Origin of the sequence: Photorhabdus sp. RM96S, assembly GCF_042879335.1 — a bacterium.
Taxonomy (GTDB): domain Bacteria; phylum Pseudomonadota; class Gammaproteobacteria; order Enterobacterales; family Enterobacteriaceae; genus Photorhabdus; species Photorhabdus kayaii.
The window spans coordinates 60206-71273 of sequence record NZ_JBHFKT010000029.1 but is presented as its reverse complement, the minus strand read 5'-3'; the positions used below and the strand labels follow the sequence as shown (position 1 = coordinate 71273).

At 43.2% G+C, this 11068-nt stretch carries 7 protein-coding genes and 1 pseudogene; 6 read left to right on the top strand and 2 right to left on the bottom strand.

What is annotated here, in order from left to right; translation table 11 throughout:
• Positions 1 to 132: 132 nt before the first annotated feature.
• Positions 133 to 222 (bottom strand): annotated as a pseudogene (locus tag ACGF49_RS17135) (class A beta-lactamase); the annotation flags it as partial.
• Between the two features lie 694 nt (positions 223 to 916).
• Here ACGF49_RS17135 and ACGF49_RS17130 point away from each other — a divergent pair.
• Positions 917 to 2767 carry a polyurethanase gene (locus tag ACGF49_RS17130; RefSeq protein WP_271859409.1) on the top strand — a complete coding sequence of 617 codons (1851 nt, stop codon included), beginning with the start codon at positions 917 to 919 and terminating at the stop codon, positions 2765 to 2767.
• Positions 2768 to 2840: 73 nt separating this feature from the next.
• Positions 2841 to 2969 carry a hypothetical protein gene (locus ACGF49_RS17125; RefSeq protein ID WP_262405175.1) on the top strand — a complete coding sequence of 43 codons (129 nt, stop codon included), beginning with the start codon at positions 2841 to 2843 and terminating at the stop codon, positions 2967 to 2969.
• A 27-nt stretch (positions 2970 to 2996) separates the two neighbouring features.
• Here ACGF49_RS17125 and ACGF49_RS17120 read toward each other — a convergent pair whose 3' ends face one another.
• On the bottom strand, positions 2997 to 4004 hold the full coding sequence (locus ACGF49_RS17120; RefSeq protein WP_228900925.1) for a helix-turn-helix transcriptional regulator: 1008 nt from the start codon (positions 4002 to 4004) through the stop codon (positions 2997 to 2999).
• A 269-nt stretch (positions 4005 to 4273) separates the two neighbouring features.
• Between ACGF49_RS17120 and ACGF49_RS17115 the strand changes: the two genes are divergently transcribed.
• Genes ACGF49_RS17115 through ACGF49_RS17100 form a run of 4 tightly spaced genes read left to right on the top strand, consistent with a single transcriptional unit; the run spans position 4274 to position 11060 of the window.
• On the top strand, positions 4274 to 6280 hold the full coding sequence (locus ACGF49_RS17115) for a TonB-dependent receptor (protein WP_387492018.1): 2007 nt from the start codon (positions 4274 to 4276) through the stop codon (positions 6278 to 6280).
• Entirely contained in the window at positions 6277 to 7521 is a 1245-nt protein-coding gene (locus ACGF49_RS17110) for an MFS transporter (protein ID WP_113043375.1), read from the top strand. Before ACGF49_RS17115 ends, ACGF49_RS17110 begins: the two co-directional genes overlap by 4 nt.
• Entirely contained in the window at positions 7514 to 9313 is a 1800-nt protein-coding gene (locus ACGF49_RS17105; protein WP_387492014.1) for an ABC transporter ATP-binding protein, read from the top strand. Before ACGF49_RS17110 ends, ACGF49_RS17105 begins: the two co-directional genes overlap by 8 nt.
• Positions 9213 to 11060 carry an ABC transporter ATP-binding protein gene (locus ACGF49_RS17100; RefSeq protein ID WP_271865781.1) on the top strand — a complete coding sequence of 616 codons (1848 nt, stop codon included), beginning with the start codon at positions 9213 to 9215 and terminating at the stop codon, positions 11058 to 11060. Before ACGF49_RS17105 ends, ACGF49_RS17100 begins: the two co-directional genes overlap by 101 nt.
• Positions 11061 to 11068: the final 8 nt, after the last annotated feature.

The window sequence follows — 11068 nt, the reverse complement described above, 5'->3', positions numbered from 1 at the left end:
ATCCCGTAAGTTAAGCATGGAAAATAAACGCAGGCTCTGTTGTTTAAATGATGATTATTTATTCGAATCCTTGAGTTTGTTTATATAATGAGCTTTGATGCGTTAGCCCTGTCACGTCCTCTTGCTCTGGCCGCTGCCAGCCCATGCCGGAAAAGCAAAGTTGACCAATGGAATGGTGATACCGGCTAATAACAACGAACGCCGCAACGGGGAATGTTTCATATTTGGTTCTCGTAACTCGTAATATAGATAATAAAAAAACGCATTATAGAGAGAAAAAATTAATGTCGCACTATTTTTAATAAAATTTTATTATGGCGATTTTTATCATTATAAGTACTGTGTTTAATCTGCGATATAATGTTAAATAATCTTTAATTTAATGCGATGGTAATTATAAAGTTCGTTGTTAAATAAAAAGTCAATATATTGTATTTGTGAGTTTCTTATTAAAGAAATTATATTAAACATCTATTCTAATCAATAAGGTATTTATAGAGAATAACGGGTTTTAATTTTCTTTTTCTAACCAATTAAGTGAATCAGTGATGAAAGTTTTTTCTCTTAATTTACATACCCATACTTATTTTGTATGTATGAAATAGAATTAACCAATCTCTCTTTATAATGTTGTGGACTATAGCTCTTCATCAATTTAGTCACTTTATAAAACTATAAACAATGATAATAAATATGTCAGTGTATTTATTATCATCCGCGCAATCCTTTAGCATATAAACTTAATTTTTTCAATTTGAAATTTGTAAAAATATTAAATTTTCATGATGGCTCACTAATTTATAAATTTTTAGATAATTACTCTTTAAATTATCTCCATCAATCTATACTTACCTAGCTGGTTAATATTTTTAGAACACTTTTTTAACTTTATATTAACTTAATAAGGATATGCATCATGGGTGTTTTTCAGTACAAAGACTTTGATGACACTACTTCCAAAGAGTTATTTTCCGACGCAAAAACTATCGCCGGGTATGCTTATCATAATCTGGGCAGCGGATTTGCCGAGGGGTATTACAACTATGGTTTTGGTTTAGGGATGCCATTAACGTTGTTGACTGCAATTCTCGGTAGCACAACATCGCAGGGCATCACACCTAAATTGCCTTGGAATCCGGACGCAGAAAAACAGGCACAAGATAAACTCAATGACGCAGGATGGTTTACTATCAGTGCTGATGAGTTAGGTTATCAGGGAAAAACTGATGCTCGCGGTACTTTTTTCGGCGAAAAATCAAGTCATTCCACTGCTCAGGCAGAGGTAATGGGAAAATATGATGCTGATGGTAATTTGATTTCTATCGGCATTGCGTTTCGCGGTACGAGTGGTCCCCGAGAGTCAATTATTACCGATACATTTGGCGACATTATGAATAATATGTTGGTCGCTTTAGGTAAGAAAGACTATTCGAATGACTACACGCCAAACGCTTTCGGTCGGCTGTTGGACCATGTAGCTAATTATGCCAAAGCTCACGGTTTGACGGGCAGTGACGTTGTGGTCAGCGGCCATAGTTTGGGTGGGTTAGCTGTGAATAGTATGGCGGAGTCTAGCGATACGAAATGGGGGGGATTCTACTCCCAGTCGAACTATATCTCTTTCGCTTCGCCATCACAGTATGAGAAAGGTAATAAAGTGCTGAACGTGGGATACGAGAATGATCCCGTATTCCGCGTATTAAACGGCACTAGTATTGATTCATCATCTGCGGGAGTTCACGATACACCAAGGGATTCTGCGACAAATAATATTGTTAATTTTAACGATCACTATGCATCAAACTGGTGGAATGTGTTGCCCTTCTCCATTGCTAATGCGTCAACCTGGGTTTCGCATGTGACGCCATTTTACCAGAGCGGCATGCAACGTATTATGGAGTCAACGTTCTACGATCTGACTCATAAAGACTCTACTATTGTTGTCAGTAATCTTTCCAACGTCACCCGTGAAAATACTTGGGTGCAGGATTTGAACCGGAATGCTGAGAAACACACTGGTAGTACTTTTATTATCGGTACCGACGGCAACGACCTAATTAAAGGTGGTAAAGGAAACGATTATCTGGAAGGACGCGACGGCAATGATATCTTCCGTGATGATGGCGGATTTAACATTGTTGCCGGCGGGAAAGGCCATAATACCTTTGATTTACAGAAGTCACTAAAAAATGCAGAAATAGCTTATGACCAGGCAGGTACATTGTATATGCGTGATGCACAAGGCGGCATCACCATTGCTACGGATATCTCGGCTATAAGAAGTAAGGAAAGTACCTGGCTGTTTCTGACTAAACAGGTGGATTCTCAAGTCAGGGCCGATGGTTTGTATTCTAGCAATGGATTGACGAAATACGCCAATTCAGTCACAGGCAACGATGGGAATGATACTCTGACGTCTAAAACCTCCGGTAGCTGGTTGTTCGGTCTGGATGGCGATGATACGTTGATCGGTTTCGGCAACAATAATGTCTTCGTCGGTGGTGAAGGTAATGATGTTCTGAAAAGTCAGGGTAATAACAATACTTTCCTGTTCAGCGGTGATTTTGGACAAGACATCATCTATGGTTACAACAAGACGGATAAACTGGTGTTTTTGGGTACCGAAGGCAGTAGTGATAAAAGTAATTATCTGGATCATGCTTCTATGGTGGACAATGATCTGGTGTTTACCTTCGGGCAAAACTCAGTCACTCTGGTTGGCGTCAGCATGGATAGCTTATCGGTAGATAACATAATACTGGCATAACATATATACCCAATGGATTTCAAGATGGATCGCGGCGGCAAGGGAGTGAATCCCCGGGAGCATAGTGAACTATGTGACCGGGGTGAGCGAGTGCAGCCAACAAAGAGGCAACTTGAAAGATGACGGGTATAAATCATGCGATACCCCTATTCATGAAGGGGCTATGTCAAAATGGCCATATTTTTTAGAATTAACTGAATAGTCAGCATTGCAAAACAGAGATTTTCATTTATTTTCCGACCACGATATTTTCTGTTAATAAAGTGTGACCAACGGCATATTTCGCCTGCCATGCTTTAGGGTTGATCAAATAATGTTGCCGGAAGCGTTTAGAAAAATGGCTTGGACTGGAGTAACCCACCGCGGTAGAAACATCAATGACACTCATGCCTTTTTTCAATAAATCTTCTGCGGTCGTCATGCGGACATTTTCCAGATATTGATGGAAAGTGCGAAAAACAACCGCACGAAATCCCTCTTTTAATTTCCGTTCATTTAAACCAACCGCTCTTGATAATGATTTTATTGTCCAAGGGTAATGATAATCACTGTTAATTATTTTTATTGCATTATAAACGGCGCGGCGTTGCAACCCGCTGACCATATTATATTGACAATCATAAACTTGAGACGCCACACAAGCGAGTATTTCTAACGCTTTTGCCTTTAAATAAACCTTTCTTACATTGCCACTTAATTGGCACTCTTCTATTTGGTTCACTATTTGCATAAATGGTGGGTAGATAGGACATGCCATCATCAATACATCACTGTAGCTGGCGTTCTTTTCAAAACCTGCTGCTAATTGAGTAAAAGGTGGCAATTCCTGAGCTGCAATTTCGTTCAATGAAAAACGAATGTCGAGTATATGCCATGATCCGCAGCTAAAGAAGTTCATGCCTCGCGTCATTTTCGGTGAATAGAAAAATATCATCATTCCCGGATGAATATCTAATTCATCACCATTTTCAATCGCCATTTTTCCTCTCCCGTTTAAAATAAACGCGATTGACACCGTTGGCGGTCCTTCACAATATTCTGTGACATCTTTGTTGAGTTCAAAGCATAGCCGATTTATGTGAATTCCGTCAGATAATTCCTCAATCAATAAGGGAGTATTTGTATTCTTTTTATCTGCATGTGAATGTACGCAATTGCAATGGTCAGCCGTGAAAACTTCTAATTTTTTGCTATAGATTGTCTTCATGAGATCCCCTGTAAAATTAGCATCAGACACCAGTTAAAAATTATTTCCGTACTTAAAATAGTAGTTTTTACTTACATATCATAGCCATTATATTTTTACTGTGTATATATATTGGATTATGAATATCACGCAATTTATCATTAATAAGAATCATTATCAATAGTACGTAATGCGCTACTTTTGTCCCTATTCCGTTAGCCCTGATGGAATACTATCGATAGTCTCCCGTTATGTTTTTTGTTTTACCATACCTAATTTTTGTAAAACATGATTTAAACAGTGCATAACGAGTTATTTATATGAGAAAAAAATACGCTAAGGCGTCTGTTTTATGTTGTTTAATTTCGCCTGTAGTATGGGCGGAACATTCGTCTGGCGCGACAGAAGATGCTTTGATTGTGACGGCCAATAAACGGGAAGAAGCGTTAAATAAAGTGGATGGCAGCGTTCTAGTTAAAACAGGCGAAGAACTTGTACAGGCCGGTATCACTCAAGTACAAGATCTTGAGCGCGCTTTCCCTGGTTTACAAATCCGCTCACGAGGTAATAGAACCTATTCAGCAACCACCATTCGCGGTATTAGTTCACCGGATTTCTATTCGCCTTCTGTTCGAATTTATGTCGATGGCGTTCCTCAAGATCACCAATTCCTAACACAAGAATTAATCAACGTGGAACGTGTAGAACTATTACGCGGTCCGCAAGGGACTTTATATGGCGGAAATGCACAAGCGGGTGTTATTAATATCATCACTCGTTCACCGCAAGAAGGCCCTTGGCTTAACCTTTCCGGTAATTACTCCAAGCTGAAACAAGGTGGTTCTTTCAGCGGATCAATACCGCTTATTGAAGATCTCCTTTATGGTAGTACCAGCCTGCGTTGGGTAAAAGAGCCTGGGCAAATTGATGCACCAAATCGTGGCGATAAAAATATTGATTCCAGCAAAACCTGGCTTGGTCGAGGGCAACTGACATTTGCACCAGAAGATTCTTCGTTCAGTGCTGAACTTAGCTTTGCTCATGAAGATCTCGATTCCCATGAAGAAGTCTATCTAAACGACGAACAATTTCGTCGGAAAGAATATGATGGCCCTATCCCTGATTTAACCCGTCGGGTTAACAGTTATGCATTCAAGGCTGAATATGATTTTGGCGACAGTGTATTAACCAGTGTGACTTCTTATCAGGATCGCGATATTTACCGTGATTTCATTGGTGGTAAATGGAAAGAGAAACACCATGCCACCACGCAAGAGCTGCGTTTGAACTCCAATTTCTCAAATGGAATTACCAGCGTTCTCGGCGGTTGGTTTTCAGATGAAAAGAATAAACATCATACCAGTGGTTACCCCGGTTATTATGGTAATGCGGCTAACACAATAAAAGGAAAATCGCTGGCACTGTTTGGTGAAGTGAAATTGCCCTTTGCTTCTCAGTGGGATCTGACCCTGGGTGGCCGTTTGTCCCATGAAAAATCGCAGATAGACTATGCGGGTCGTTCTGGCATGGCAGCAATTGAAGCTTTTGATAACCAAGTTTCCAGCAATGAGTTTACGCCTAAAGCCGCATTGGGTTGGCAATTGACGCCAGATACCCGTTTCTATCTCTCTGCTACGAAAGGATACAAACCCGGTGGATTCAATAACATTGTCTACTCCACCAATGATAGAAAACCCTACGATACCGAAACCTCAGATAATTATGAATTTGGCTGGCATACCTCGTTCTTTGATAACGCAGTGACATTAGACAGCGCTGTTTACTACATTCGTTCGAAAGATAAACAAATTTATGTTGGTCCGATCGGTGCACAGTTTATACGCAATGTGGGTAAAGCAGAGAGCAAAGGCATTGAGTTGAGTAGCCAAATTAAGCCAATGAAAGGGCTGAAATTTTCTCTCGGGGGAAGTGTAGGCAAATCAAACTTCACTGATGCAACCGATATAGAGAATGGCATAAGTTATAACGATAAATGCCTGCCTTATGCGCCAGATGTCATGCTCAATGCAAGTTTTGACTACTTGATTGATCAAACGTTGTTACCCGGTAACCTCTATTTAAATGCCGGTGCCCGCTACTATTCAAAAAGCTACTTTAATGAAGCGAATACCCTTGAACAGGGAGGATACACCCTCTATGACGCTTCATTAAGTTTAGAAATGGCACATGGGGTTAATGTAAAACTCTATGGCGAAAATCTGGGTGATAAAAAGTATCGTGTCTCCAGTTTCACCGTGGGGCCAAATACGCTCAGTATGATCAATAAGGGCTTGAATGTTGGGCTGGATGTGAGTGTCTCACTATGACGCATAATATCTCCCATCCCCGCCATATATCGTTACTATTGTTGACGTTGGCGGGGGTTTACACCCTCCAAAGTACTATCGGCATGTTAACGTTACAAAGTATGCCAGCGTTTTTGCGTAGCCACGGCGTAACCCCGGATAAAATCGGCTTGCTCTACTTGTTGATGCTGCCTTGGGCATTCAAATTCCTTTGGGCGCCTATTATAGAGCGCTATCGTAAATCTGGTTCGGGGGATACAAACCCCCGTCGTATCATGATTTGCGGTAATCTGTTAATTACCTTGCTTTTTTGTTCAATGTCACTGGCAAAACCTGCCGAACATATGCCGCTGATTATCGTCGGTCTGTTTCTGATCACCATTTGTTTGACCGTGGTGGATACCACCACCGATGGCCACGCTATTGACCGGTTATCACCAAAACATCGCCCTTGGTGCAATGTTATGCAAGTTGGCGGCGGTTATTTGGGTTCTATCATCGGCAGCGGTCTGTTTCTATACCTTGTTTCGCTGTATGGTTGGCACATTGGCGCCGGGGTGTTAGCCATAGTGATTCTATTGATGTCACTGCCTGCCCTATTTTTACGGGAAACACAGGTAGAAAAAGCACCAACGGTTTTAAAAGCCCCGGTTGCCCCTTCTCTCAAAAATGCACTCCGTCGGGCACCGGTTAGACAAGCACTGGTTTTGATATTGCTGTGTATGATCGGTACGCGCCTTTCACTTGGTATGCTTTCGCCGTTTTTGATCGATCGCGGTGTGGATTTAACTCAACTTGGTATCATTGCCGCCAGTGGTGGTGCATTAGCTGGATTATCTGGTGTTCTGCTTGGTGGCATCATTGTACGTAAATTCGGTGCTATCCAGACTTTACTGTCTGTCATGCTGCTTGAATCTATCGTATTAGCCTGTATCTTCTGGCTTGCCCGGCAACCAGAAGCGCCGTTATCCCTGCTTTCAGCCGCATATGTCTTCATCACCTTAATCACCGCCGCCAAATTTGTTGCGCTGTATACCCAGATGATGTCGCTCGCTGCGGGTGCTCAGTCCGGTGTGGATTTTGCGTTGATGCAATCCGCAGATATGGGTATTGCAATTATCTGTTCAGTGTTGGGTGGATTGATTGTTACTAAAGCAGGCTATTCTGCCCTTTTCGTTCTCGCACTTCTCTTCACCTTCATTGCCTTGTTCTGGACATTGCGTAAATTCCATAATTTCCACAAGGAGAGCGTGAATGCGTAATCATGATACTTCTGTTCAGAGTTCGCCAGAGCAGCGTGCGGCTGATGCCGGCGTTATTAAAGAATTATGGTATTTGATGCGCCCATACCGCACGTTGAGTTACGTTGCTATTGCACTTGCCATTCTTTCCGCCGGCCTGCAAATGTTGCCAGCGGCGGTTGCCGGGCTCATCACCCAATCTATCTATGACGGGCAATATGATACGCTATTGAATTATGGCGCTATGTTATTGGGATTTACATTTGCCGCTATGTTGGCCTTTAGTGGTTCAACGTTTTTTGCTCATTTGATCGCTGCCGATGTGCAAGCTGATGTTCGCCGCAATATCAGCAGTAAGTTGAAGTCTGTCCCTTTGGGCTTTTTCATGCTGACCGACAGCACTGAAATAAAAAAGATGATGCTAGATGACGTCGAACAGCTTGAAGATGGCATTGCCCATATCATTCCAGAGATGTCTGCTACCTTATTCGGTCCATTGATTGCATTGAGTGTCATGTTAGCCATTGATTGGCGGTTAGCCTTCGCAGCCTTCGCGCCAACTTTGGGTGCCTGCCTGTTATTCGTCTATATTCAGATAAAAGTTCAAGCGACAACTCAGCGTTTTTATGCCGCCCAAAACCGTATTGCTTCAACAATGGGTGAAGTTATTAATGCGATTCCTGTGGTCAAAACCTATTCAGGCGGCAAGGTTGCGTTGCAACGCGCTGAGAAAGCGTTTACTGCCCTGACTCGGATTATTGATGTTTGGGTTGAGAAAGTGCAGGTCAAATCTAGCCGGTTTTTCGTGTTATCCAGTGCTAACCTGCTGTTTGTCCTCCCTTTGGCGGTCTGGTTATGGAACCGACAAGAGATCACTTTATTCGAATTCACTTTCTTTATTTTGGCGGCAATGGCATTCGGCAATATTGCCTCATCTATGTTCGCTGTGATGACACGTTTGCAACAGCAAGAGGCGTTGATCACACGCTATCGTTGGTTAATGAATCAACCTGAACTGGCGCCTTGTACCCAAAGCCAAACACCAGCCGATCACAGCGTCGCTCTGCACAATGTCAGTTTCTCCTACCAGGATAATCAGGAGAATGCATTAAATCACATTTCATTTTCTATACCGGCGGGCAGTTCATTAGCTTTAGTCGGTGCCAGTGGTTCGGGTAAATCTACTGTAGCGAGTCTTATCGCACGTCTTTGGGACCCTCAGCATGGTCAGGTTACTATTGGCGGTGTTGATATCCGTAATATGGATGAACCGACGCTACGCAATAACGTCTCTTTTGTTTTCCAGCGTGTGTTTCTGTTCAACGATACGGTGGCTAATAACATACGATTAGCCCGTCCTAATGCCTTACAGGCCGAAGTTGAAACGGCTGCTATCGCAGCGCAAGCACATCAATTTATTCAGCAATTACCGCAAGGCTACGACACCGTACTGAACGGTGGCGTGAGTTTATCGGTAGGTGAAAAACAGCGTATTGCCGTTGCCGCCGCTATTCTGAAAAATGTCCCAATCCTTGTATTGGACGAAGCTACAGCCTATGCCGATCCAGAATGTGAAAAAGAGATGCAACAAGCGCTCAATGCTCTATGCCGTAATAAGACAGTGATTGTCATTGCCCATCGTCTACCGACTATCCGTCATCTTGATCAAATAATGGTTTTAGATAAAGGACAGATTATCGAACAAGGAACCCATGAAGAACTGGTCGCGCAGCAAGGTGCATACGCCAGACAGTGGGCTGCTTGGCGGGGAGAAAAAACCGGGACAGGAGCAAATTATCATGGGGCTATTTAATCGTCTCCAGCAACATCTATCACCAAAACAGCAAAGAGTTTGGTTTAAGGGGTTGTTATATAAACAGTTTGATACCGTTGCGATTATGGCTCAACTTGCTATTGCTGCTTGGGCTATTACCCATCTAGGGGAAAGTGACAATCCTATGTTGCCGCTTATCACTTTGGGATTACTGGTTATTTTACTGTTGCTGCGATTTACTTTTATGGCTCGCGCATTATGTAAACTCACCATTGCCGCCTATGGTTTAGGCATAGAAATTCGTCGCTCTCTGCTACAACGCCTTGTCAGTATGTCTGTCGCCACTATTCGGGGATTGAGTGCTGGAAAAATAGCGTTGACGTTATCTGAAGATGTGCAATGGCAGGAAAATCAGTCAGCCTATACCACACCGCAAATCGCTTGTCAGGTGATGATGCTGACTCTCATCTACCTGGCTTTATTCTGGTTCGATTGGGTGGTTGCCGGTAGTGCATTATTAGTGCTGATGGTTGGGATGTTCATCTTGGGGGCTATCCGTAAAAAACTGGATGAAATATTGCGCTTGCGTGCCACTATGATGGCTGATGTATCCGAAGCTATCGTCGAGTACGCCCAAGGTATGTCCTTTATTCGTGCTGCGGCAGCGACCACGACGGTAGAACAGCGTTTTGACCGCGAAATCGACCAATTACGTGTCGCATTCCGCCGCGGGGTATTCAGAAGTATTCCGCTACTGAGCCTGTTTTACATCATCATTGATACCAGCGTGGTCGTTGGCATTCTGGCTGGTGCTCTGCGCTTTAATTCACCAGAAGCATTAACACTCTCAGAAATACTTATCACGATTCTGTTGTTGTTTGCCACGATTACCCCTCTACGTGGGATCATCCCCTTACTCAATATTACGGCCTTAACGCAAGTAGGTGAAACCCATATTGCAGAGATAGAAGCCGTTGCAACGCAAGCTTCCGGGCCACTAGCCGCGCCAGACAAATATGATGTTGAAGTTAATAACATCTCATTTAGCTATCCAGGTACGAATCAACCCGCTATCCAAAATGTGTCATTTTATGCGCCGCAAGGCAGTATGACCGCTATTGTCGGGCCCAGTGGCAGTGGGAAATCCACACTGGCTTATCTGCTGCTCTCTTTCTATCAACTGGATAAGGGAGAAATCCGTCTGGGGGGGAATAATATTCATCATTACCAAACCCAGGCACTGTATGACACCGTTACTATGGTATTTCAGGAAACCGCACTATTTCAGGATACCGTCGCTAACAATCTCCGGTTGGGTGATCCCGGTGCAACCCAGTTAGAACTGGAGCAGGCTGCTCGCCTTGCCAATATTCACGATACGATTATGGCATTACCGCAAGGGTACGATACACCGCTAGGGGTGGATGGCGGTACGCTGTCTGGTGGCGAGCGTCAGCGCCTTGCCATTGCCCGTGCCATCTTAAAGCAATCTCCGGTTTTATTCCTCGACGAAGCGACGGCTTCTCTCGATCCCGAAAACGAACAGTTGATACAACAGGCGTTTGATTCTCTTACCCAGAATAAAACGGTTTTTGTTATCGCTCATCGGCTGAGCACGATAACCCGCGCTGACCAGATATTGGTGATGGATCATGGAACCCTTTGTGATAGTGGAACTCACAACGAATTGTTAGGACGTTGTTCACTTTATCAATCCCTTTGGGAAAACCATCTCGGCTCAGAGGAGCACTGGCATCTATACCCAAATAAGCCAAATAAGGTGTAACCCCCCGT

What these genes read in the sequence shown, in the direction of transcription:
- ACGF49_RS17130 (WP_271859409.1), top strand. Translation starts at nt 917, where the DNA reads ATGGGTGTTTTTCAGTACAAAGACTTTGATGACACTACTTCCAAAGAG.
- ACGF49_RS17115 (WP_387492018.1), top strand. Translation starts at nt 4,274, where the DNA reads ATGAGAAAAAAATACGCTAAGGCGTCTGTTTTATGTTGTTTAATTTCG.
- ACGF49_RS17110 (WP_113043375.1), top strand. Translation starts at nt 6,277, where the DNA reads ATGACGCATAATATCTCCCATCCCCGCCATATATCGTTACTATTGTTG.
- ACGF49_RS17105 (WP_387492014.1), top strand. Translation starts at nt 7,514, where the DNA reads ATGCGTAATCATGATACTTCTGTTCAGAGTTCGCCAGAGCAGCGTGCG.
- ACGF49_RS17100 (WP_271865781.1), top strand. Translation starts at nt 9,213, where the DNA reads ATGAAGAACTGGTCGCGCAGCAAGGTGCATACGCCAGACAGTGGGCTG.